We start from the raw sequence: 22,351 nt of genomic DNA on the forward strand, positions 1-22,351 counted from the left end.
CCCTGCGACTAAAGTAGCCCACTGATAGACAACTGTGTAAAATCCGCGCTCTTTTGCAATCAACCCTGGAGACACCCATGCCCGGAAAGTGGATCACCTTCCTGCTGGCGGTACTGGCAGGTGCCGGTATCTGGTGGCTGGCGCCACTTGAGCCTCAGCTGCGTACCGGCCTGGCCATTCTGGCCGTTATTGCCATTCTGTGGATGACCGAGACCTTCAACATTACCGTAACGGCACTGCTGATTCCGGTGCTGACTGTGGTGGCGGGCGTGTTCAGCGTCTCCGATGCGCTCAAGAGTTTCGCCAACCCGATCATCTTCCTGTTCCTGGGTGGTTTCGGCCTCGCGGCGGCACTCAGCGCACAGGGGCTGGACAAGTACATCGCCGGTCATGTGATCCGTCTGGCGCAAGGCAAGTTGGGGATGGCAGCCGTGTTGCTGTTCCTGACGTCCGCGGGCCTGTCCATGTGGATCTCCAACACTGCAACCGCTGCCATGATGCTGCCACTGGCACTGGGCCTGCTGCGCCAACTGCCCTATGAAGGGCATGAGCGTACCTACTGGTTCGTGCTGCTGGGCGTGGCCTATTCCGCCAATATCGGCGGCATCGGTACGCTGGTCGGCTCGCCCCCCAACGCCATCGCCGCCGCTGAAGTGGGTCTGAGCTTTGCCGACTGGCTCCGGTTCGGTATTCCGACCGTTGCACTGTCACTGCCGCTGATGATTGTGGTGCTTTGGGCGCTGCTGCGGCCTGAACTGAACCACCGTTTCCCGGCGATCCACCGCCACGAGCCACTCACCAGCAAGCAGTGGATGACGCTGGGTGTATTTGCGCTGACCGTTACACTGTGGCTGTTCAGCAAGCCGGTATCAGGCTTCTTGGGCATCAAGGGCGGCTTTGACTCGATCGTGGCAATGTTCGCCATTCTGCTGTTGTGCATGCTGCAGCTGGTGAACTGGAAGCAGATCGAGAAAACGGCCGACTGGGGCGTACTGTTGCTGTTCGGGGGAGGGCTGACTCTGTCGGCCATGCTGTCGACCACCGGTGCCAGCCTGTTCCTGGCCGAGACTGTCAGCAGTCTGATGAGTGGTGCATCGGCTCCGCTGTTCATTCTGGTCGTCGCGGCTTTTGTGGTAATGCTGACCGAGATAGCCAGCAATACCGCCAGTGCCGCACTGCTGGTGCCGATTTTTGTCGGTATTGCCGGCTCCATGGGCCTCTCCACCGAAATCATGGCGGTGGTCATTGCCGTGGCCGCGTCCTGCGCCTTCATGCTTCCGGTGGCAACCCCCCCCAATGCCATCGTGTATGGCTCGGGATTTTTGCCTCAGGGTCAAATGATGCGCGCAGGCATGGTACTCAACGTGATGATGATTGCGATCATCGCAGGCGGCGCCAGCCTCCTGATCTGACCGGCCAGATCCGGCTGTCGCAGTGGCAGCCGGATCCTTGCATCAGTCCTGCTGGGGCAAGCTGCGGATATGCCCCTGACGATCGATGGCGACCTGTACACATTCGGTGCTGGTCACTTTGCGCAACTCACTGCCGTCCGGGCAGCGCCCCCAGACTTCAACCTGAATCCGCAACGAGCTGTTACCCCGCTCCAATACCCGAGTGTAAAAACTCAGCACCGTGCCGCACATCACCGGCGACATGAAGCTCATGCGTCCAACCGATACCGTGGCAATGCGGCCCTGCGCCTCCTGACCGGCACGGATCTCACTGGCGAGCACCAGCTGTGAGGCTACCCAACCGCCATACACATCACCAAACATGTTGACCGCCTCATGACCGGCAGGCAGCTGCAGTGTCAGCTCCCCTGCGGGTTTCAGCACCTCTGTGTCATCACTGCAACTCATGCTTGTCTCCTTTTATTATTCGGTAGAGCGAACGACGCGCTCTTTGCTGCAGTGCACATAATAGAGAATCTGGCCGCAAACGGCACTAGCTCAAGCTCTCTGAAAAACTTTTTTACGCTTTGTGACAACTGTCATAAATCAGTCATCTTTGCCCCCTATAGTGGGCCACATCAAAAAACGATCAGTTCAGAGAGGGTAACTCAATGAAATTGCGCACCAAAGCTCTTGCACTTGCCATGACTGCCGCTGCCGGCATCAGCCTGGCCGCACCGGCTGCCGCCCGTGACACCATCAGCATCGTGGGCTCTTCCACTGTTTACCCGTTCGCAACCGTAGTTGCCGAACGTTTCGGCAGTAACACCGAATTCAACACGCCGAAGCTGGAATCTACCGGCTCTGGTGGCGGCATGAAACTGTTCTGTCAGGGTATCGGTACCCAGCACCCGGACATCACCAACGCTTCACGTCGTATGAAAACCTCCGAGTTTGAGTTGTGCCAGAAGAACGGCGTGACCGATATCACTGAATTCCGCATCGGTTCTGACGGCATCGTTATCGCTAGCTCCAAGGATGCCGAGAACCTGAATCTCACCCTGGAGCAACTGTTCCTGGCGCTGGGTGAAAAGGTGCCGGTCGATGGCAAATGGGTTGCCAACCCGAACAAGAACTGGAGTGACATCGACGCTGGCCTGCCGAACAAGCCGATCCGCGTAATGGGTCCGCCGCCGACATCCGGTACCCGTGACTCCTTCAATGAACTGGCACTTGCCGCTGGCTGTGACAAACTGCCGGAAGCCAAGGATCTGAGCAAGGACGAGCACAAGGCTATCTGCGAAAGCATTCGTGAAGACGGCGTTTTCATTGAAGCAGGCGAGAATGACAACCTGATCGTTCAGAAACTGATCAGCGATACCGGCATGTATGGCGTGTTCGGTTTCAGCTTCCTGGAAGAAAATGCTGACCGCCTGCAGGCCGCTACACTCGATGGCATGGTACCGACCGCTGAAGATATCGCAGCGGACAAGTACCCTGTAGCTCGCTCACTGTTCTTCTACGTCAAGAAGGCACACGTTGGCGTGGTTCCGGGCATCGCTGAATACGTGGGTGAGTTTGCCAGCAACTCTGCGCTGGGCCAGAACGGCTACCTCAAGGATGTGGGTCTGATCATTCCGCCGCGTGACCAGCTGGCCGTGCTGATGGACAAGGCCGAAAACATGCCGAACCTGACCATTGACGAGCTCAAGTAAGCGGGTCGCATAGGCAAAACTCGGGGTGCGGTCCTGAAAACGGGGTCGCGCCCCTTTGCACGTCTGGACAATATTCGATTCATTTACCGAAAAATCGCAGACAGGAACACTCATGCAACCGGCAAATCTGCTTCTTTTCACGCTGGCATTCGCTGCGATCGCCTACTGGCTGGGATATACCCGTTCGCGCACGCTGGCCATGCCACTGGGCGGAATTCGACACCTCAAATCACTTCCGTTCTACTATGGTGCCCGCGCCGCACTCTGGTGCGGTATTCCGGCACTGATCATATTGGCGCTCTGGGTCGGCTTTCAGGGCAAGGTAATCCAGACACTGGTCGTCAGTTCGCTGCCACAGGAGATGATCCCCGACAGTGCGGGCCAGGCCAGTCTGTTGCTGAGTCAGATCGGTAACGTGGCCAGTGGCGCCCTGCCGCGAAACTTTGCTGAGCCCGCTATTGTCGAAGCAGCAGACCGTCTGGTACAGCTACGCGAACAAAGCCGGCTGTACATGAACCTGCTGGTAGTGGCCGTCGCAGTGCTGGCCGGTTTTCTGGCCTGGCTGCGTATCCATCCGCGGCTTAACGCCCGGGTTCAGGTCGAGATCATTCTGAAGTGGGTGTTCTTTGCCTGTGCCGGCCTGGCCATTCTGACCACCGTCGGTATCATCTTCTCGGTCGCTTTTGAGACACTGCGATTTTTCCAGCAGATATCCTTCATTGATTTTATTTTCGGTTCTCACTGGAGCCCTCAGACCGCCTTGCGTGCGGATCAGGTCGCGTCTCAGGGTGCGTTCGGGATGATCCCCCTGTTTACCGGTACTCTGCTGATCTCAGGCATCGCCATGTTGGTCGCCGTTCCCGTGGGGCTGATGTCAGCCATCTATCTATCGGAATATGCCAACCCGCAAGTTCGCGGTGTGGTCAAACCGTTGCTGGAGATGCTGGCCGGCATACCAACCGTGGTATACGGCTTTTTTGCCGCGCTGACAGTGGCGCCGTTCATCAGTAACCTGGCCGCATCCTTTGGCATTGAAGCCTCATCACAGAGCGCTCTGGCTGCCGGTGCGGTCATGGGCATCATGATCATTCCGTTCGTATCTTCCCTGTCGGACGACGTCATCAACGCCGTACCCCAGTCACTGCGCGACGGCTCGCTGGCGCTGGGTGCAACCCAGTCGGAAACCATGAAGAAGGTTGTCTTCCCGGCGGCGCTTCCCGGCATCATGGGGGGCATTCTGTTGGCGGTATCCCGTGCCATCGGTGAAACCATGATTGTGGTGATGGCAGCAGGCCTTGCAGCCAACCTGACCGCCAACCCGCTGGAAACCGTGACTACGGTAACCGTGCAGATCGTTACCCTGCTGACCGGGGACCAGGAGTTCGACAGTGCCAAGACGCTGGCGGCTTTCGCACTGGGCGCCATGCTGTTCCTGGTAACACTGGTCCTCAACATTATCGCCCTGCATATCGTACGCAAGTATCGGGAACAGTATGACTAAGCAACTTACACAGGCGGAAATCGTCCGCAAGTCATTGAAAAAACGCTACCGCAAGGAGAAGCGCTTTCGCGCCTACGGCATTCTTGCGATCGCCATCGCCTTGTCGGCCCTGCTGATTCTGTTCACCGACATCATCGGCAAGGGGTACAGCGGTTTCATGAAGACCAGCCTGAACCTGGAAGTGGTGCTGGATGGCGAGGTAATGTACCTGGATGACCCGACAGATCCTCGTCAGGTAAAAATGGCCGACTTCGTCGAGCCGCTGGTTCAGGCCCTGATGCGTGAAATTCCGAACGCAACCGACGCCAACCGTGAAGCGGTACGCAAGCTGATCAACCCCTATGCGTCTGCCGATCTGCGCGATGCGCTAAAAGAGAATCCGGAATGGTTGAACACCACTCGCAAGATGAGCTTCCTGGCTCACAGCGACGTGGATGTTTACTCCAAGCACGCCGGTGACAAGGCCTACTCGATCAAACTCTCGCCACAGCAGCAGGAATGGGTGAACATGCTGAAGGACAAGGGCGTGATCGAGACCTCGTTCAACGATGTCTTCTTCAAGGGAGGCGATTCTCGTGACCCCGCCAAGGCCGGTATCATGGGCGCCGTAGTCGGCTCGCTGCTGACCATGTTTGTCACGCTTGTGCTGTCGTTCCCGATCGGCGTGGCCGCGGCAATTTACCTGGAAGAGTTCGCTCCCAAGAACCGTCTGACCGATTTTATTGAGGTCAACATCAATAACCTGGCAGCGGTGCCGTCGATCATCTTTGGTCTGCTGGGTCTGGCCGTATTCATCAATCTGTTCGGCATGCCCCGCTCGGTTCCGGTGGTGGGCGGCATGGTGCTGACTCTGATGACACTGCCCACCATCATCATTTCCAGCCGGGCCGCAATCAAGAGCGTACCGCCCTCGATCCGCGAAGCGGCGGAAGGGATTGGCGCCTCGAAAATGCAGGTGGTATTGCACCACGTCCTGCCGCTGGCGATGCCGGGCATGCTGACCGGATCCATCATCGGCATGGCGCAGGCACTGGGTGAAACCGCCCCGCTGCTGCTGATCGGCATGGTGGCCTTTATTGTTGACGTGCCCGGTGGCTTCTTCGACTCGGCCACCGTATTGCCGGTACAGGTATTCCTCTGGGCAGGCAGCCCTGAACTTGCCTTTATTGAACGTGCTTCAGCCGCCATCATGGTGCTGCTGAGCTTTCTGATCGGAATGAATGCATTGGCCATCTGGCTGCGCAAGCGTCTTGAGCGCCGTTGGTAAGGAGAACAGATATGAACATGACCGCAACACTGAGTGATAACGCAGCCATGACCAAGACTACAGCCACGGCCACTGAGTCCACTGCCATCGAGAGCAGCTCGGATGCCGGTATTGAAGAGGGCAAAACCGTTGGCAAGCCCTATGCTGCCAAGGAGCCAAAGTTCAAGCTGCGTGACGTGGAAGTATTTTACGGCGCAGATCGGGCAATCAAAAATGTCAGCCTGGATATCGGCAAGAATGAAGTCATTGCCTTCATCGGTCCATCCGGTTGTGGCAAGTCCACCTTCCTGCGCTGCCTGAACCGAATGAACGACAGTATCGACATCTGCAAGGTCAAGGGCAGCCTGCAGCTGGATGATCAGGACATCTATGATCCGCGCCAGGACGTGGTTGAGCTGCGTGCCCGCGTAGGCATGGTGTTTCAGAAGCCTAACCCCTTCCCCAAGTCGATCTACGACAACGTGGCCTATGGCCCGCGTATTCATGGTCTTGCCAACCGCAAGTCGGATCTGGACGAAATCGTCGAGAACAGCCTGCGCAAGGCTGGTCTGTGGGATGAGGTGAAGGACCGTCTGGACTCCACTGCCACCGGCATGTCCGGCGGTCAGCAGCAGCGCCTGTGCATTGCCCGTACCATTGCGGTCAACCCGGAAGTGGTACTGATGGACGAGCCCTGTTCGGCACTGGACCCGATCGCCACGGCGAAAGTGGAAGAGCTGATCTCGGAGCTGTCCGAGAGCTATACCATCGTCATCGTGACCCACTCCATGCAACAGGCATCTCGTGTATCAGACCGTACAGCCTATTTCCATCTTGGCCATCTGGTTGAGGTCAACGATACTGTGAAGGTGTTCACCGCACCGGAGCACCATATGACCGAAGCCTATATCACCGGTCGTTTCGGCTGATCCGGCGGTGCCGCTAAGTGTACAGCCTGGCTGCCTGCGGCCAGTGCTGTACAATCAGCCACTGACTTGACCCAGCCAGGATTCAGACATTGAAGCACTCCGGACTCTTACTGTTGTTGGGCCTGCTGTTGCTGGCGACAGGAGCCCGCGCGGACGTGAGCAATACGGCCACCGAACTGCAGCCTTACCAACGCGTTGCCGGCATTTCCGGCAACCTGTCGAGTGTCGGCTCCGATACCATGGCCAGCCTGATGCTGCTCTGGTCACAGGAATTCAATCGTCTGTATCCCAATGTGAATATTCAGCTGCAGGCCCCGGGCTCATCAACGGCTCCGGTAGCCCTGATCGAAGGGACCGCAAGCCTTGCCCCCATGAGCCGCCCCATGCTGGAGCGAGAGCTGTTGGCATTTGAACGCCGACACGGCTACCCCCCAACAGCGATTACCGTCGCAATGGATGCTCTGGCAATCTTCGTACATCAGGACAATCCGGTAGCAGGTCTGAACCTGCAGCAGCTGGATGCGATCTTTTCAGCCACTCGGCGCTGCGGGGGAAAGCTCCGGATTGATCGCTGGCAACAGCTGGGTGTAGAGGGGCAACTCGCAACCCAGCCACTGCTGTTGTACGGCCGCAATGCCGTGTCCGGCACCTATGGCTTTTTCCGTGAACAGGCATTGTGCCGCGGCGACTTTCATAGTCGAGTCAACGAACAGCCGGGGTCGGCCTCGGTGGTTCAGTCGGTGGCAACGGCGTTGAACGCGATCGGTTACTCCAGCATCAACTACCGCAACGCCTCGGTGCGCGTGTTACCGCTGGCACGGCTGGGCAATGATTATGTCGTACCTGAGCCAGATAGCTTCATTGATGGCCGCTATCCGCTGGCTCGTCCCCTGTACATGTACATTAACCGACCACCAGGGCAGCCACTTCACCCTTTGGTGCGGGAGTTTCTGCATCTGGTGCTGTCACGTGAAGGGCAGGAAGTGGTCTTGAAAGAGGGCTACACACCATTGCCCGCCAGTGCCATCGCTCGTCAGCTGGGGAAGATATCGGATGTCGACTAGCCCGCTGCCACCGCCTCCAGAGTTGCGTCTCACGACACCACTGCGCAAGCGCTGGCTACAGCTGCGCCGCTACAAGGATCGACTGGCCACGCTGTTCATCATGCTCGGTGGACTGGGCGTGATCCTGTCGGTGTTGATGATCCTGTTCTATTTGTTGTATCAGGTGGTTCCTCTGCTGACATCGGCCCGAATCGTGCCGCTTCAACAGCAGATCGAGCAGCCTTTGACGGGGCAGAGTCTGTACATGGCCCTGGATGCCGAAGGTCGGATCGGCGTACGGCTCACGCAACAAGGTGAGCTGCAATTTTTTCAACCAGCCAGCGGCGCGCTTCTGCAACAACAGAGAATTGCCCTGCCCGACAACAGCCACATTACCGACCTGGCCGATGCCGGCGACGGCCTGATGGTACTGGCACTGAGTGACGGACGCGTGTTGCCGGTGCAGCGACAGTACTCTGGCACGAATAATCTTCAACCGGTTTTACACTACCCACTGGGTATCGAACCCCTGAGCCTGCAACCGGCTCCCGCCGGCCCGCTGGCGGCGGCCGTTAACCAGAAACAGCTGCTGCTGATCAGCTTCCATGACGGCCAATTACACCAGTTCCACTTTGATCTGAGCCAACCCGGGCCTACCCCTATACAGTCTGTCAGTCTGCCCACACCTGGTTTCGAGCCACGCAAACTGCTGTTGATGCCACAGCAATCCCGATTGCTTGCACTGGGCCCTGAGGGTCGCATTGGTGTAATCCCCCTGCAGGGAGAGGGCCAAACCTACGAAGTAATCCGCGCCGCTCGGGAGGAGATAACGCTGTTTGAGCTGCTGCCGGGGCGGCGCAGCCTGATGCTGGGTGATCAATCGGGTGCCTTGTCACAGTGGTTTTTCGTTCCGGATGAATATAACAGCCTGAAGTTGCAGCAGATCCGTCAATATGACCCCCTGCAGTCAGCACCCAAGCGGCTGGCCGGGCGAGAGCAGGACAACAGCTTCATAACGCTGGAACAGAACGGAACACTAAGTGTGTACAGCCTGACATCCAGCCGCGCCTTGCTGCGCACCAATCTGCTCGGTGACGAGCCTGACGCGCTGGCGCTGTCTGCGTACAACAGCTTCCTGCTGATGGAGCGCAACAACCGGGTCAGCAGCTGGCAGCTGCAGGCCCCCCACGCCGAAATCACGCTGAGCAGCCTGTGGAGCGAGATCTGGCACGAAGACTACGACGAGCCGGGCTACATCTGGCAGTCATCCACCAATGGCACGGACTCAGCCGCCAAATACAGCTTGGTGCCGCTGGTATTCGGTACGCTCAAGGCTGCACTCTATGCCATGCTGATGGCGACCCCCATGGCGATCTGCGGCGCCATCTATACCGCCTATTTCATGGCGCCGGCCCTGCGCCGCAAAATCAAGCCGATGATCGAAATGATGGCCGCCGTTCCCTCTGTGGTTTTGGGTTTTCTCGCCGGTCTCTGGCTGGCGCCGTTCATGCAGGTTCATCTGGCCGCCATCCTGTTACTGGTCCTTCTGCTGCCGATCAGCATTCTGCTGTTCGCCTTCGGGTGGGAGAAAATGCCGCAACGCATCCGTTTCCTGTTGCCTGAAGGCTGGGACGTGATCCTGCTGCTGGGGGTGATTCCGCTGGTGGCCTGGCTGGCCTTCCTACTGGCAGTGCCTATTGAGGCATGGCTTTTTGATGGTCAGCTGGTACTCTGGCTCGGCAATCAGGTGGGTATCAGTTATGACCAACGCAACGCACTGATCGTCGGTATTGCAATGGGGTTTGCCATTATTCCCACCCTGTTTTCCCTCACCGAAGATGCCATTCATGCCGTACCGCGCCACCTCAGTAACGGTGCTCTCGCACTGGGGGCTACCCCTTGGCAGGCGCTGACCTGGATGATCCTGCCTGCTGCCAGCGCCGGTATTTTTTCGGCCCTGATGATCGGCTTCGGGCGTGCCATCGGTGAAACCATGATCGTTCTGATGGTCACCGGCAACACCCCGATCATGGAGATGAACATCTTCGAGGGAATGCGAACCCTCGCCGCCAATATCGCCATCGAAATGCCTGAATCCAGCGTCGGCAGCAGCCATTACCGCGTGCTGTTCCTGACCGCACTGCTGCTGTTCCTGTTCACACTGGTCGTTAACACCATCGCCGAATTGATCCGTCAGCAGCTGCGGAGGAAATACCGTGCGCTCTGATAACCGACTGATGCGATGGTTTCATACCGATACCCCTTGGGTTTGGCTCAATGCCGGTGCCGTTGCACTATGTCTGCTCACCCTGCTGGGTATTCTGCTGCTGATCAGTATTCAGGGGCTGGCCCACTTCTGGCCCAAAGGCCTGGTGCAGGCAGAGGTGACGGCCGACAGTCAGAGTCGGCGCGTCATTGGTGCAGTCATCCGGCATGAGCACGTGAGCGTACGCCAGCTGCAGGAGGCAGGCCTGTCACTCGACTCGGAACAGGCTGAAGTACAGCGCACCCTGATCCACAGCGGCAATCGGGAATTCAGCGACAGTGACTATTTTTGGGTACTGGACAATGCCCTGTCAGATCGGCACTACCCCGATCATCTGGCTGTATTCGAGCGCACTCGTTGGGGACAGCTGTATGGCTATCTGCGTGGATTGAGCGAAAACGGCACCCTGCTGCAGCAGGGCCCGGACATCGACCAGGACATGCTGTGGCGTGAATTCGAGCAGCGCCGGCAGCGTACCGAGGCACTGCAGCAGGAAATTGATCGCATCGAAAGCAACATGCTTGGGCAGATCAACCGCACGCTGGAACAGTTGCGTCTGGAGCAGCGCCGGCTTGAGCTGCTCGGCCCACTGAAGGTGCCTCAACTGGAGGTTCTGGCCCGTGAACGGGCCGACCTGGAGCAGGACTATCATCTGCTGCAGAAACGGCTGACCCGCCTGCAACAGCAGGTCACCCGTGACCACTTCCACGTTGAAGTGGCTGATGGACGGGTGCTGGAATTCGCCATGGTGGACGTTATTCGCGCTTACCGCCCGAACGGCATGAGCCTTGTCGACAGGCTGGAACACTTTGGCATCAAGCTGTGGGAGTTCCTGTCTGACTCACCCCGCGAGGGTAATACCGAGGGCGGCGTCTTTCCCGCTCTGTTCGGCACCGTGCTGATGGTGTTGCTGATGTCACTGCTGGTCACGCCATTCGGCGTGCTGGCCGCCGTATACCTGCATGAATACGCTTATCAGGGACGGCTCACCCGAATCATTCGCATCGCCGTCAACAACCTGGCCGGGGTACCTTCCATTGTATACGGCATTTTCGGGCTCGGCTTTTTCGTCTATTTTCTGGGGGGCAGTATCGATGCGCTGTTTTTCCCGGAAGCCCTGCCAGCACCGACCTTCGGCACTGGCGGCCTGCTATGGGCATCGGCCACCCTGGCCCTGTTGACACTGCCGGTGGTGATCGTGGCCACCGAAGAGGGGTTGCGCACCATTCCGTCCAGCCTGCGCGAAGGCGCCCTGGCACTGGGTGCAACCCGGGCGGAAACCCTGTGGAGAGTTGTGTTGCCCATGGCCAGCCCGGCCATGATGACGGGAGTGATTCTGGCGATCGCCAGGGCTGCTGGTGAGGTCGCACCACTGATGTTGGTAGGAGTGGTCAAGCTGGTCCCCCAGCTGCCTGTAGACGGACATTTCCCCTATCTGCACCTGGACCAGAAATTCATGCACCTTGGTTTTCACATTTATGATGTCGGTTTCCACAGCGCCAACACTGAAGCCGCTCAGCCACTGGTCTATGCTACCGCTTTGCTGTTGTTGCTGGTGATCCTGCTGCTGAACCTGTCAGCGATCCTGATGCGCAACCATCTGCGGGCCCGATTCAGAACACTGGAACCGGAACTCTAGCGTGCAACCTTCATCAACGGAGCTATGCCTTGATACGCCTGGACACACAGATATCGGCCGATCCGGCTACCACCAGCCCTGAATCTGACCTCCCGGACACCCGGCTGCAAGTGCGAGACCTCAGCCTGCGCTATGGCGATAGCCGTGCGCTGAGCAATATCAATCTGGATCTTCCCGGCAACCGAGTAACCGCTTTTATAGGCCCGTCCGGCTGCGGCAAGTCGACTCTGTTGCGCTGTTTCAACCGCATGAGTGAGCTGGCAGCGGACTGTAATATTTCTGGAACAATTCTGCTGGATAATGAAGATATTTACGCTCGATCAGTCAATGTGGCAGAGCTGCGACGTCGGGTCGGCATGGTGTTCCAGAAGCCCAATCCGTTTCCGGCTTCGGTGTATGAAAATGTCAGCTTCGGCCTCAAGATTCAGGGCGTCCGCAAAAAGCGAGTGGTGGATGAAGCCGTTGAGTGGGCGCTGCGTTCGGCAGCACTTTGGGACGAGGTCAAGGACCGACTGCACGAGAGTGCTCTGGGGTTGTCCGGGGGGCAGCAACAGCGCCTGGTGATCGCCCGCACCATCGCCATTCGCCCCGAGGTCCTGCTGCTGGACGAGCCGGCCTCGGCACTGGACCCAATCTCGACACTTAAGATCGAGGAACTGATTCATGAACTGAAACGTGACTTCACCATCCTGATTGTCACACACAACATGCAGCAGGCTGCCCGCGTATCCGATTACACCGCCTTTCTGCATCAGGGGCGTCTGATCGAATTTGGCGAGACCGAGAAGCTGTTTACCCGGCCGTCCAGACGACAGACTGAAGATTACATCACCGGACGCTATGGCTAGGCCAGCTGTCCGTAACGGAGACAAACACTGTGGAACTGGAAAAAGACAACTACTCAACCCACATCTCCCAGCAGTTCAACGAAGAGCTGGAAACCATCCGTACCCAGATGCTGACCATGGGCGGCATGGTGGAACATCAGGTCAATGACGCCATCGAAGCGCTGCTGACAGCGGATGTGGATCGTGCCGAGGCGTCACGCAAGGTCGACCAGCAGACCAATGCCATGGAGCTGATGATCGATGATCTTTGCACCACTACCATCGCCCGGCGTCAGCCGGCAGCCAGCGACCTGCGTCTGATCGTGTCGATCAGCCGTGCCGTATCCGATCTCGAACGCATTGGTGATGAAGCGTCCCGCATCTGCAGACAAGCAATCGAACTGGCACAGAGCGGCACTTCGCAACGCGGTCATCAAGAAGTGCGCCACATCGGCAATCTGGTGCGCGACATGGTACGCAACGTCCTGACCGCTTTCGCTCGCAATGATATCGAGATGGCCTACCTGGTCGCCAAACAGGACAAGGAAGTGGACCGTGAATACCGCACGGCCATGCGCTCACTCGTGACCTATATGATGGAAGATCCGCGTGCGATCTCTTCCGTACTGAGTGTCATCTGGGCTCTTCGCAGCCTTGAACGCATCGGTGACCATGCCCGTAACCTGGCCGAGCACCTGATCTATCAGGTCAGCGGTACCGACGTGCGCCACCGCAGCCTGAAGCAGATCCGCCAGACCGTTGAGGACGAAGCCGACACACTGCTGAGCGATGAAAGCAGCACAGAAGAGTAACCCGCACTACAGCACTTGAGTGGGTGAAAATGCTAGACTTGGGGCCGTCTCACTAACGGAAGCCCTTCAGGTGTCAGCACGCGAATCTCTGCTCATCCATTCTCCCCACCGGCACTGGCTGCTTGCGGGCAGCAGCAGTTTCCAGGTGCCGGCACACTGGCGTCCCTGGCTGTATGACTCGGGCTCGCTGAGCCAGCGCCTGCAGCGTGCGGCCGGGGGCGAGTTCAGCGTTCGCGTGCTGAGCGAATGCTGGCAGTATCCGAGCGCCGACGAGGCACGGGCACTCGGGATCAGCCCGCGACGTCGCGCCCTGATTCGGGAGGTTGAGCTGCTGGGCCGTAATGCCGAACCCTGGGTGTTCGCTCGAACGGTCATTCCCGCCACCACGCTGACCGGGGTGGAGCGACGCCTGCTGCGACTGGGCTCGCGCTCCCTCGGTTCCTACCTGTTCCGTGACCCCAGCCTTGAACGTGCCCCGCTGCGCGCCTGCCGGCTGCAAGACAGCGGCGGGCAGCACTATTGGGCACGACGCTCCGTGTTCCGTCTGCACCACAAGCCCTTGCTGGTATGCGAGGTTTTTCTCCCGGCCATGGAGCACGTACAATACCCGCTCTGACCGCTCAGGAGTGATCATGCAGGCAACGACCCCGTCACAGCACCCATTAAAGCAGAAGCTGCAGGCCTATGTGCACCTGATGCGTGCCGACCGACCGATCGGCACCTACCTGCTGCTCTGGCCGACCCTGTGGGCACTCTGGATCGCATCGGAAGGCCTGCCGGCGCTGGATCTGCTGCTGATCTTCTGTCTGGGTGTGTTCCTGACCCGCTCTGCCGGCTGTGTCATCAACGACTTTGCCGACCGACATATTGATGGCCACGTCAAACGCACCCTCAATCGTCCACTGCCATCAGGCCGAGTCCGTGAGCGTGAAGCGATCTATCTTTTCTGCGGTCTGATGCTGGTCTCGTTTCTGCTGGTGCTGATGACAAACGGCATGACCATCCTAATGTCCTTCGGCGGCCTTGCATTGGCGTTTATCTACCCGTTCATGAAACGCTATACTCACCTGCCACAGCTGGTGCTGGGAGCGGCTTTTGGCTGGGCCATTCCAATGGCGTTTACCGCCACTCAGGAAGCACTGCCGCTGACCGCCTGGCTGCTCTACCTGGCCAAGCTGCTCTGGACCGTGGCCTATGACACCCAGTATGCCATGGTGGATCGTGACGATGACCTGAAAATTGGCGTCAAATCCACTGCAGTGCTGTTTGGCCGCCACGACCGTCTCATCATCGCCCTGCTGCAACTGGCCACTCTGGTAGTGATGCTCTGGGTAGGTCAGATTGAGCAACTGGGGCTCTGGTATTGGCTGGGGCTGGCCGGTGCCGCCACCCTGTTTGTCTACCAGCACTGGCTGATCCGCGCCCGCGAACGGATGCCCTGCTTCCGCGCCTTCCTCAACAACCACTATGCCGAGCTGTTGGTGCTGCTCGGCCTGATACTGGAATACGCGCTGCGCACCTGAGCCGACACTGACAAGTGAAAGAAAATCTGCCAATGTCATATTTGTGTAACCAAAACGTCTTGTAATACCAGACTCTGATTAAATGTCTGTAAAAGAGGCAGAAACATGTCTGCGTCCAAACGCGTACTGATCGTTGATGACGAAGCACCGATCCGCGAAATGATTGCGGTAGCATTGGAGATGGCAGGTTACGAATGTGATGAGGCAGACAGTGCCCAGTCCGCTCATGCCCGCATCGTCGATAACAAACCCGATATGCTGTTGCTGGACTGGATGATGCCCGGTACCAGCGGTATCGAGTTCGCCCGCCGCCTGCGCAAGGATGAAGTGACGGCTGACATCCCGATCATCATGCTGACTGCAAAGGCCGATGAGGACAACAAGATTCAGGGGCTGGAAGCCGGTGTGGATGACTACATCACCAAGCCGTTCTCGCCACGTGAGCTGGTCGCACGACTCAAGGCCGTGCTGCGCCGCGCCACACCCAAGGGGGTGGAAGAGCCGGTCACGGTGGACAGTCTGACTCTGGACCCTGTTTCGCATCGCGTTACTGCAGAGAGCCGACCGCTGGAGCTTGGGCCAACCGAATTTCGCCTGCTGCAGTTTTTCATGACACATCCGGATCGTGCCTATACCCGCAGCCAGCTGCTGGATATGGTGTGGGGCGGCAATGTATATGTGGAAGAGCGTACCGTCGATGTCCACATTCGCCGCCTGCGCAAGGCGTTGGGCGAGCGTCACGACTATCTGGTACAGACGGTACGTGGCACCGGATATCGTTTCTCGGCACAGGTGGCCTGATCGGCTTCGGTCACCACATTCACAGGATCGGAATGGAATGACTTCATGCACATAGCGCGGCACTCGCTGCTGATGAGCCTGCTGCTCAGTGCCGGTCTGGGCCTGATTCTGGGTGCGGTGCTGGGCTTCCCGATTGCCGGCATCACCCTTGGCATGATCGTGTGGGCCGTGATTCAGATCCGTCGCTTCAATGTCCTGCGTGAGTGGCTGGTCGGCGATACATCTGAAGAGCCACCCGAGCTGCCCGGTGCCTGGGGCGAAATTCTGGACGCGTTGGCACGCATGCAAAAGCGCACTCAGGCACGCGAAGCTTCTTTGCGCAACGTCATCTCACGCTTTCAGCAGTCTTCAGCGGCCCTGCCCGATGCAGTCATCATCATCGATCGCAACAATAACCTGGAATGGTGGAATCTGGCCGCCGAGCGGCTGCTTGGGCTGCGTCATGCATCCGACCGAGGCAAGCCGCTGCTGAATCTGGTACGTGATCCCGTATTTGTGGATTACTACCGCAAGGGCCGCTATCAGGAGCCGCTGGAGCTGCCATCACCGCTGGGCGGCGATACCCGACTGCAGTATCAGATCAGCCTTTTTGGCGCGGATGATCGCCTGCTGGTGGCCCGTGACATCACCCGACTGACCCAGCTGGAGCAGACTCGGCAGAACTTCGTGGCCAACGCATCGCATGAACTGCGCACCCCACTGACGGTCATTCGGGGTTACCTTGAAACCTTCCTCGATCAGGACCTGCCCAAACCGCTGATGCGGGGGCTCAGTCAAATGCAACAGCAAGCGCGACGAATGGAAAACCTGGTCCAGGATCTGTTGCTGCTGTCGCGACTGGAGGCCACCTCACGTCAGGCCGCCACGCTCAAACCAGTGCTGATCCAAAGCCTGATCAGCCATATCCATGAAGATGCCGTTACCCTGTCAGGAGAGCGTCAGCATCAATTCGAGCTGCAGATAGATCCACAACATGACCTGCTGGGTGTTCCGGCAGAGCTACAGAGTGCGCTGTCCAATCTGGTGTTTAATGCCGTGCGTTATACGCCCGATGAGGGCCATATCCTGATCCGCTGGTGGGCTGATGCCAAAGGCGGCCATTTCAGTGTGACTGACAGCGGTATCGGGATAGAAGCACGCCACATTCCTCACCTCACCGAGCGTTTCTATCGCGTGGACGACAGCCGCTCGTCCGCCAGTGGCGGTACCGGGCTTGGGCTGGCCATCGTCAAGCATGTATTGATGCGCCTTGGCGCCCGGCTGGAGATCGACAGTAAGCCCGGCAGGGGCAGCTGCTTCAGCTGCCATTTCCCCGCTGAGCTGGTAGTGCCGCCCCGGGATTGATATCCCTGGCTTCGGCGGCATACTCCTCCACCCAGAAAATAGTCGCGCCCACAACCGCCGCCGGCATCAAAAACAGATTCAGCACCGGCACCAGCATACCCAGCTGAACCAGCCCGCCAAACCCGATCGACGTTACTCGACGCGCCTTCATCAACTGCTTCATCTGTGGAAAGCTGACCTTGTTGTTGTCCATCGGGTAATCGCAGTATTGAATCGACATCATCCAGGCCCCGAACAGAAACCAAAGCAGTGGCGAGAGCAGATTCAGGCCCGGTATAAACGTAATCAACAGCAACAGCAGAAAGCGTGGCAGATAGTAGCCCAGCTTCTGCAGCTCCCGCTGCAGCGCCCGTGGAATCATCGCCAGCACCGCGCCCCAGCCCTCATCCACCAGCGGGGCACCGCGCAGCCTATGCTCCACCTTTTCGGCCAGAAAGCCGTTAAAGGGCGCTGCTATCAGATTGGCCACGATGGAAAAGCCGTAATACACCCCCACCATCACCACCAGGGCAAACAGGGGCCAGAAAAGCCAATAGAGAAAACCGGCCCAGTCCGGCAGATATCCCAACCCATACTCGACCCAGTGGGTGAATTGCTGAATCAGCAGCCAAATGGCGGCAATAAACAGCAACAGGTTGATCAGCAGCGGTACCAGCACAAAACGCCGAATACCCGGTTGCGGCAGCATGGCCGCTCCACGCAGCAGATAACTGCCGCCACGTATGGGGTTTCCCTTCATCTTGCCTCCTGAAGGTGATCACATAGCATTTGCCGACATGGCAGGATCACTTTACTCTTGGTATCAGTTAACGTTTGATGACGGCGGCTCACACCAGCCGAACAATCCGGGGAGAGTACACATGAAAGCGATCCGTATCCACGCCTTTGGCGGGCCCGAAAACCTGCAGCTCAACGAGCTGGAACAGCCACAACCGGGGCCGGGTGAGGTACTGATCCGCAACCACGCGGCCGGAGTGAACCCGATCGACTGGAAAACCTGCTCCGGTGGTGGCGCCAGCAGTTTCATTGAAGCCCTGCCCTTTTGCCCCGGTTGGGAGTTCGCCGGCCGTGTTGAAGCTCTGGGTGACGGCGTCAACAACGTGCGTCAGGGTGATGAAGTCATGGGGTTTATCCGCTTTCCGCAGCCGGCCGGCTGCTATGCCGAGTATCTGATCGCCCCGGCTGACCAGATCTGTCAGCGCCCCAGTGCACTGGATTCGGTAACCGCAGCAGGACTCGGACTGGCGGGCCTGACCGCCTGGCAAGCCCTGTTTGAAGCCGGTGAGCTAAAAGGAGGTCAGTCGGTTCTGGTACTCGCAGCTGCGGGCGGCGTCGGCCATCTGGCAGTACAACTGGCGAAGTGGAAAGGCGCCTATGTGATCGGCACAGCTTCACATGGCAACAAGGCATTCCTGCAAAGCCTGGGCTGTGACGACATCATCGATTACCAGCGTCAGCAGGTAGACAACCTGATTCATGACGCTGACCTGATTATCGATGGTGTTGGCGGTGAAACGGCCATCCGTGCTCTGAGCTGTCTGCAGCCCCATGGCAAAATGATCACCCTGCCTTCCGTCACGGCTGCCGAGGTGATCGCGGCCGGTGAGGCCAAGGGGCTTAAAGTGAGCGGCATTCGTGCCCGACCGGATGCCGGCCAGTTACATGAGCTGGCAATGCTGGCGTCCAGCGGCAAGGTGATGTTGAACCTGACCGACAACTTGCCGCTGGATCAGGCAGCCGAGGCACACCGCCTGAGCGCCACCGGGCATGTGCGCGGCAAACTGGTGTTAACCATCTGATTCGGGTTTAGGCAGGGATGCCGCCGTTTCATCTTCTGCCGGGCCACAGAACAGCTGCTGCTGACGCATCAGCAGGCGGCAGCCTTCGCCGCGAATGTTGCGGCCCCAACACTCATCCTTGGCCCAGGCCTTGTCATCTTCGGTCGGCTCTTCACGAAAACCCGGTACCGCTTCGCAGAAACCCTCGCTGATCTGTGCGGTTTCCAGGCAGGCCCGGAGAAAGCGGCCATAGTTGACAGTGCAGTCAAACCCGGTACAGCCGTCAAAGTTGCTCAGGCTTTGCTCCAGACAGGTTTGCTGATTATTCAATCGACCGAACGCCAGCCCATCATTGCGCCAGTTGGCAGCCGCCTCGGCACGTTCGGCATTGAATTCGGCCAGCCACTCGGCCTTCATCGACTGCCACCAGCTCGGGTTGACCTGCCACAAAAACAGAACGAACAGCAGGGGCAGCACGACCAGTATCAGCAGAATTTTTTTCCACATGCAGAAACTCCTGAGGATTAACGACGCCGGTACAGGCCTGCGATACACAAAAGCAGCCCCAGCACTGAAAGCAGCATGCCACCGTTAACCAGCAGTGGGTGCCGCGCCATATAGGGTACAAAAGGGTGCTGCCGTTCGGTGTCACAGCGCGCTTCGATATAGTCCCAAGAGCCGCCACTGTCGAGACAGGCCTCGACCAGCGACAGGTCATACAGGTAAGCACCCATCAGCAGCATACCCGGCAACACCAGCAATAACAGACCGAGCTTGAGCATGATCAGTCGTCTTCGTCGCTGATGCCGATGTTGCTGACACCCTCATTGCGCGCCAACTCACGCAACTCGCGCACAAATGCTGCACTCGGCTGTTTTTGATTCTGCAGCCGTTCGATCACTTCGTCACGAAAGCCATCTTCGGCCTGCATCAGCTCATGGGTATTGATTAGCCTGACCAGATCCTCGTCAGACAGCTCGTCATCACTTTCGGTGACTTCGATAAAGGTCGCCACACTTTCGCGGGACAGCTGGCCCACGTTAGCAGCCTCTGAGCGGTCTTTTTCCAGCAGGCAGTTGATAGTGGCATTCAGTGCTACGATCGCGTCCAGTGCCGGCAGGGCACCATACATGTCGTACTCATCCAGGTCCGGCATGTTGGCTTCCACCTGATCCAGCTGGACCTCAAAGTTTACCCTGGCACCGGTGCCAGCCAGGCTATCCCAAACGCCATCCAGCAGCAGACGCATTCGAGCCGGGTCACCAAAGTTGACCAGCCGGGCAAAGAGGGCAAAGTTGGGGAACATACGCTCCGTCAGTGCCGCGGAAAAGGCGGTCAACTGCCAGGGTTCAAATGTCTCCAGCTCGCGCTCCAGGTTCAGCATTTCGCTCATCAGTGTCTCCGCTTGGGATGTGTTGAGGTCTATTGTACGGCACAGCCGGCTCAAGCTGTAGTCATCTGCATTAATGCCATACCAGACTTTACTGATATACTTTCGCACCGTTGTCACACTCACAGAATCGAGAAATACAATGAGCCAATCTCATCCCGCTGCAGTGCTGGTGCGCTGCCTGGACTGCTTCAGTGAATGGACCGGGCGCACGGTCGCCTGGATGACCCTGCTGATGGTATTGGGTACCTTCGTTGTCGTCGTACAGCGCTACGTGTTCAATCAGGGCAATACGGCACTGCAGGAATCCATCATTTACATGCACAGCCTGGTGTTTCTGCTGGGAGCTGCCTACACCCTGAAGCACGACGGCCACGTGCGCGTGGACATCATTTATCGTCCGCTGGGCGAGAAGGGCAAGGCCTGGATAAACCTGTTCGGCACCCTGTTTCTGCTTATGCCGGTGTGCATTTTCATTTTCTGGATGTCCTGGGACTATGTAGCATCATCCTGGTCCATCAAGGAAGCCTCGCAAGAATCAGGCGGTCTGGCCTATCGCTATCTACTTAAAACCGCACTACTCGTCATGCCTGCCATGATGATCCTGCAGGGACTGGCAGAACTGCTGCGCAGCCTTCTGGTGATCAGCGGCAACGCCCATCTGCCCGCTGCTGAAGAGGAGCACGCACTGTGATCGAGTATTTGCCTCTGCTGCTGTTTGTCGGCGCCATTTTAATTCTGCTGATGGGCTATTCCGTTGCCTTCGCGTTGGCCGGCACAGGCCTGTTGTTTGCCGGCGTCGGCATTTTGACCGGTCACTTTGACAGCGTGTTTCTGCAGGCTGTGCCCAACCGCATCTTCGGTGTGATGTACAACGAAGTCCTGATTGCGGTGCCTCTGTTCGTATTCATGGGGGTAATGCTGGAGAAATCGAAGATCGCCGAAGAGCTGCTGGATACCATGGCGGCGCTGTTCGGCTCCATGCGCGGCGGTCTCGGCATCTCGGTGACATTGGTGGGAATGCTGCTGGCCGCCAGTACCGGCATCGTGGGCGCTACGGTTGTGACCATGGGGCTGCTGTCGCTGCCAACCATGCTGCGCCGGGGCTATGACCCGGCCGTTGCCACCGGTACCATCTGCGCCTCGGGCACGTTGGGCCAGATCATTCCACCCTCAATCGTACTGGTGCTGTTGGGGGATGTGATCTCGTCTGCCTATCAACAGTCGCAGATCGATCGGGGCATTTTCTCGCCGGATACTGTCACCGTGGGAGATCTGTTCCTTGGCGCGCTGATTCCGGGCCTACTGCTGGTGATCGCCTATATCGGCTACATGGTGTTTGTAGCGATCACCCGCCCCAAGGCGGTACCGGCCATTCCCGCTGAAGAGTTAAACCAGATCACCAACCTCTGGATGCGTGCATTGAAGGCTCTGCTGCCGCCTGTGCTGCTGATCGGGCTGGTACTCGGGTCCATTCTGGGCGGCTTTGCGACGCCCACCGAGGCCGCCTCGGTGGGTGCTGTGGGTTCCATTCTGTTGGCGATGATGCGTCGGGCATTCAGCCTCAAAACCCTTCACGCAGTAATGCGCTCCACCACTCAGGTCAGTTCCATGGTGTTCATGATCCTGATTGGCGCATCAATCTTTTCGCTGGTATTCCGTGGCTACGGCGGTGACGAGATGGTGAGCGACTTCCTCACCGACTTGCCCGGTGGCGTTGTTGGCGCCATGGCCGTGGTGATGTTGATCGTGTTTCTGCTCGGTTTCTTCCTCGACTTCATCGAGATCACTTTTGTGGTGGTGCCGATTGTGGCGCCGATTCTGCTGAGCATGGGGCTGGACCCGATCTGGCTGGGTGTCATGCTGGCGATCAACCTGCAAACATCTTTCCTGACACCGCCATTTGGCTTTGCCCTGTTCTATCTGCGCGGGGTGGCGCCCGACAGCGTGTCCACCGGACAGATCTACAAGGGTGTGGTGCCGTTCATCATGATTCAGTTGCTGGTACTCGCGCTGATTTCCTGGCAGAGCGGGCTGGCTACCTGGCTGCCCAAACTCGTATATGGATAATTTCTCATGATCATCTGACGCAAGCAGCATTTACAAACGGATTTTTGTAAACCATGCTGAAGCTGCCTGTTTTTTG

General features: G+C 58.2%; 22 protein-coding genes. 17 read left to right on the forward strand and 5 right to left on the reverse strand.

The window, feature by feature from the left end; all coding sequences use genetic code 11:
- The first annotated feature begins 77 nt into the window (after positions 1 to 77).
- Complete coding sequence (locus tag BLV48_RS08690; protein WP_091826060.1) at positions 78 to 1,412, forward strand: DASS family sodium-coupled anion symporter; 1,335 nt, start codon at positions 78 to 80, stop codon at positions 1,410 to 1,412.
- A 42-nt stretch (positions 1,413 to 1,454) separates the two neighbouring features.
- On the opposite strand, the gene BLV48_RS08695 is transcribed toward BLV48_RS08690, so the two are convergent.
- Positions 1,455 to 1,859, reverse strand: coding sequence for an acyl-CoA thioesterase (locus tag BLV48_RS08695; RefSeq protein ID WP_091826062.1), 405 nt, complete (start codon positions 1,857 to 1,859; stop codon positions 1,455 to 1,457).
- Positions 1,860 to 2,062: 203 nt separating this feature from the next.
- Between BLV48_RS08695 and BLV48_RS08700 the strand changes: the two genes are divergently transcribed.
- The 13 genes from BLV48_RS08700 (at position 2,063) to phoR (ending at position 17,037) form a co-directional block, all read left to right on the forward strand.
- Complete coding sequence (locus BLV48_RS08700; protein WP_091826065.1) at positions 2,063 to 3,106, forward strand: substrate-binding domain-containing protein; 1,044 nt, start codon at positions 2,063 to 2,065, stop codon at positions 3,104 to 3,106.
- A gap of 112 nt (positions 3,107 to 3,218) precedes the next feature.
- Positions 3,219 to 4,607: a phosphate ABC transporter permease subunit PstC gene (gene pstC, locus BLV48_RS08705; protein ID WP_091826067.1), complete on the forward strand. Its 1,389-nt coding sequence runs from the start codon at positions 3,219 to 3,221 to the stop codon at positions 4,605 to 4,607.
- Entirely contained in the window at positions 4,600 to 5,874 is a 1,275-nt protein-coding gene (gene pstA, locus BLV48_RS08710; RefSeq protein WP_091826070.1) for a phosphate ABC transporter permease PstA, read from the forward strand. Before pstC ends, pstA (BLV48_RS08710) begins: the two co-directional genes overlap by 8 nt.
- 11 nt (positions 5,875 to 5,885) lie before the next feature.
- Positions 5,886 to 6,782, forward strand: a complete 897-nt coding sequence (gene pstB / locus BLV48_RS08715; protein WP_175527628.1) for a phosphate ABC transporter ATP-binding protein PstB — start codon at positions 5,886 to 5,888, stop codon at positions 6,780 to 6,782.
- An 89-nt stretch (positions 6,783 to 6,871) separates the two neighbouring features.
- Positions 6,872 to 7,846, forward strand: a complete 975-nt coding sequence (locus tag BLV48_RS08720) for a PstS family phosphate ABC transporter substrate-binding protein (RefSeq protein ID WP_091826072.1) — start codon at positions 6,872 to 6,874, stop codon at positions 7,844 to 7,846.
- Positions 7,836 to 10,052: an ABC transporter permease subunit gene (locus BLV48_RS08725; protein ID WP_091826075.1), complete on the forward strand. Its 2,217-nt coding sequence runs from the start codon at positions 7,836 to 7,838 to the stop codon at positions 10,050 to 10,052. The genes BLV48_RS08720 and BLV48_RS08725 overlap by 11 nt, the downstream gene beginning before the upstream one ends.
- Positions 10,053 to 10,062: 10 nt before the next feature.
- The gene (pstA, locus tag BLV48_RS08730) at positions 10,063 to 11,730 is read left to right on the forward strand and encodes a phosphate ABC transporter permease PstA (protein WP_175527631.1); all 1,668 of its coding nucleotides are present in this window, start codon (positions 10,063 to 10,065) and stop codon (positions 11,728 to 11,730) included.
- 50 nt (positions 11,731 to 11,780) lie between these two features.
- A complete protein-coding gene (gene pstB, locus BLV48_RS08735) occupies positions 11,781 to 12,578 on the forward strand; it encodes a phosphate ABC transporter ATP-binding protein PstB (protein WP_254775002.1) in 798 nt (265 codons plus the stop codon).
- Between the two features lie 29 nt (positions 12,579 to 12,607).
- Positions 12,608 to 13,369 (forward strand): phosphate signaling complex protein PhoU, encoded by a 762-nt coding sequence (gene phoU / locus BLV48_RS08740; protein ID WP_091826081.1) that lies wholly within the window; start codon positions 12,608 to 12,610, stop codon positions 13,367 to 13,369.
- 70 nt (positions 13,370 to 13,439) lie between these two features.
- Complete coding sequence (locus tag BLV48_RS08745) at positions 13,440 to 13,985, forward strand: chorismate--pyruvate lyase family protein (protein ID WP_242530055.1); 546 nt, start codon at positions 13,440 to 13,442, stop codon at positions 13,983 to 13,985.
- A 16-nt stretch (positions 13,986 to 14,001) separates the two neighbouring features.
- On the forward strand, positions 14,002 to 14,892 hold the full coding sequence (gene ubiA, locus BLV48_RS08750; RefSeq protein ID WP_091826084.1) for a 4-hydroxybenzoate octaprenyltransferase: 891 nt from the start codon (positions 14,002 to 14,004) through the stop codon (positions 14,890 to 14,892).
- Between the two features lie 105 nt (positions 14,893 to 14,997).
- The gene (phoB, locus tag BLV48_RS08755) at positions 14,998 to 15,693 is read left to right on the forward strand and encodes a phosphate regulon transcriptional regulator PhoB (RefSeq protein ID WP_091826085.1); all 696 of its coding nucleotides are present in this window, start codon (positions 14,998 to 15,000) and stop codon (positions 15,691 to 15,693) included.
- A 45-nt stretch (positions 15,694 to 15,738) separates the two neighbouring features.
- Positions 15,739 to 17,037 carry a phosphate regulon sensor histidine kinase PhoR gene (gene phoR / locus BLV48_RS08760; protein ID WP_091826088.1) on the forward strand — a complete coding sequence of 433 codons (1,299 nt, stop codon included), beginning with the start codon at positions 15,739 to 15,741 and terminating at the stop codon, positions 17,035 to 17,037.
- On the opposite strand, the gene cysZ is transcribed toward phoR, so the two are convergent.
- Positions 16,991 to 17,776, reverse strand: coding sequence for a sulfate transporter CysZ (gene cysZ, locus BLV48_RS08765; RefSeq protein ID WP_091826090.1), 786 nt, complete (start codon positions 17,774 to 17,776; stop codon positions 16,991 to 16,993). The two genes, phoR and cysZ, sit on opposite strands and share 47 nt — an antisense overlap.
- 121 nt (positions 17,777 to 17,897) lie before the next feature.
- On the opposite strand from cysZ, the gene BLV48_RS08770 reads away from it, so the two are divergent.
- A complete protein-coding gene (locus BLV48_RS08770; RefSeq protein WP_091826093.1) occupies positions 17,898 to 18,836 on the forward strand; it encodes an NADP-dependent oxidoreductase in 939 nt (312 codons plus the stop codon).
- On the opposite strand, the gene BLV48_RS08775 is transcribed toward BLV48_RS08770, so the two are convergent.
- The 3 genes from BLV48_RS08775 to BLV48_RS08785 are packed head-to-tail and all read right to left on the reverse strand — an operon-like array spanning position 18,825 to position 20,208.
- Positions 18,825 to 19,322, reverse strand: a complete 498-nt coding sequence (locus tag BLV48_RS08775) for a hypothetical protein (RefSeq protein WP_091826096.1) — start codon at positions 19,320 to 19,322, stop codon at positions 18,825 to 18,827. The two genes, BLV48_RS08770 and BLV48_RS08775, sit on opposite strands and share 12 nt — an antisense overlap.
- Before the next feature lie 17 nt (positions 19,323 to 19,339).
- Positions 19,340 to 19,597 carry a hypothetical protein gene (locus BLV48_RS08780; protein WP_091826099.1) on the reverse strand — a complete coding sequence of 86 codons (258 nt, stop codon included), beginning with the start codon at positions 19,595 to 19,597 and terminating at the stop codon, positions 19,340 to 19,342.
- A 2-nt stretch (positions 19,598 to 19,599) separates the two neighbouring features.
- Entirely contained in the window at positions 19,600 to 20,208 is a 609-nt protein-coding gene (locus tag BLV48_RS08785; protein WP_091826101.1) for a YjaG family protein, read from the reverse strand.
- Between the two features lie 139 nt (positions 20,209 to 20,347).
- On the opposite strand from BLV48_RS08785, the gene BLV48_RS08790 reads away from it, so the two are divergent.
- A complete protein-coding gene (locus BLV48_RS08790) occupies positions 20,348 to 20,899 on the forward strand; it encodes a TRAP transporter small permease subunit (protein ID WP_091826104.1) in 552 nt (183 codons plus the stop codon).
- Entirely contained in the window at positions 20,896 to 22,275 is a 1,380-nt protein-coding gene (locus BLV48_RS08795; protein ID WP_091826107.1) for a TRAP transporter large permease, read from the forward strand. The genes BLV48_RS08790 and BLV48_RS08795 overlap by 4 nt, the downstream gene beginning before the upstream one ends.
- The last annotated feature ends 76 nt before the right edge of the window (positions 22,276 to 22,351 follow it).

It is taken from the genome of Marinobacterium iners DSM 11526 (assembly GCF_900107855.1).
GTDB lineage: Bacteria > Pseudomonadota > Gammaproteobacteria > Pseudomonadales > Balneatricaceae > Marinobacterium > Marinobacterium iners.

What these genes read in the sequence shown, in the direction of transcription:
- phoB (WP_091826085.1), top strand. Translation starts at nt 14,998, where the DNA reads ATGTCTGCGTCCAAACGCGTACTGATCGTTGATGACGAAGCACCGATC.
- pstB (WP_175527628.1), top strand. Translation starts at nt 5,886, where the DNA reads ATGAACATGACCGCAACACTGAGTGATAACGCAGCCATGACCAAGACT.
- cysZ (WP_091826090.1), bottom strand. Translation starts at nt 17,776, where the DNA reads ATGAAGGGAAACCCCATACGTGGCGGCAGTTATCTGCTGCGTGGAGCG.
- BLV48_RS08725 (WP_091826075.1), top strand. Translation starts at nt 7,836, where the DNA reads ATGTCGACTAGCCCGCTGCCACCGCCTCCAGAGTTGCGTCTCACGACA.
- BLV48_RS08700 (WP_091826065.1), top strand. Translation starts at nt 2,063, where the DNA reads ATGAAATTGCGCACCAAAGCTCTTGCACTTGCCATGACTGCCGCTGCC.
- BLV48_RS08770 (WP_091826093.1), top strand. Translation starts at nt 17,898, where the DNA reads ATGAAAGCGATCCGTATCCACGCCTTTGGCGGGCCCGAAAACCTGCAG.
- pstC (WP_091826067.1), top strand. Translation starts at nt 3,219, where the DNA reads ATGCAACCGGCAAATCTGCTTCTTTTCACGCTGGCATTCGCTGCGATC.
- ubiA (WP_091826084.1), top strand. Translation starts at nt 14,002, where the DNA reads ATGCAGGCAACGACCCCGTCACAGCACCCATTAAAGCAGAAGCTGCAG.
- BLV48_RS08785 (WP_091826101.1), bottom strand. Translation starts at nt 20,208, where the DNA reads ATGAGCGAAATGCTGAACCTGGAGCGCGAGCTGGAGACATTTGAACCC.
- pstA (WP_175527631.1), top strand. Translation starts at nt 10,063, where the DNA reads ATGCGATGGTTTCATACCGATACCCCTTGGGTTTGGCTCAATGCCGGT.
- phoR (WP_091826088.1), top strand. Translation starts at nt 15,739, where the DNA reads ATGCACATAGCGCGGCACTCGCTGCTGATGAGCCTGCTGCTCAGTGCC.
- BLV48_RS08780 (WP_091826099.1), bottom strand. Translation starts at nt 19,597, where the DNA reads ATGCTCAAGCTCGGTCTGTTATTGCTGGTGTTGCCGGGTATGCTGCTG.
- BLV48_RS08690 (WP_091826060.1), top strand. Translation starts at nt 78, where the DNA reads ATGCCCGGAAAGTGGATCACCTTCCTGCTGGCGGTACTGGCAGGTGCC.
- BLV48_RS08775 (WP_091826096.1), bottom strand. Translation starts at nt 19,322, where the DNA reads ATGTGGAAAAAAATTCTGCTGATACTGGTCGTGCTGCCCCTGCTGTTC.
- pstA (WP_091826070.1), top strand. Translation starts at nt 4,600, where the DNA reads ATGACTAAGCAACTTACACAGGCGGAAATCGTCCGCAAGTCATTGAAA.
- BLV48_RS08790 (WP_091826104.1), top strand. Translation starts at nt 20,348, where the DNA reads ATGAGCCAATCTCATCCCGCTGCAGTGCTGGTGCGCTGCCTGGACTGC.
- BLV48_RS08695 (WP_091826062.1), bottom strand. Translation starts at nt 1,859, where the DNA reads ATGAGTTGCAGTGATGACACAGAGGTGCTGAAACCCGCAGGGGAGCTG.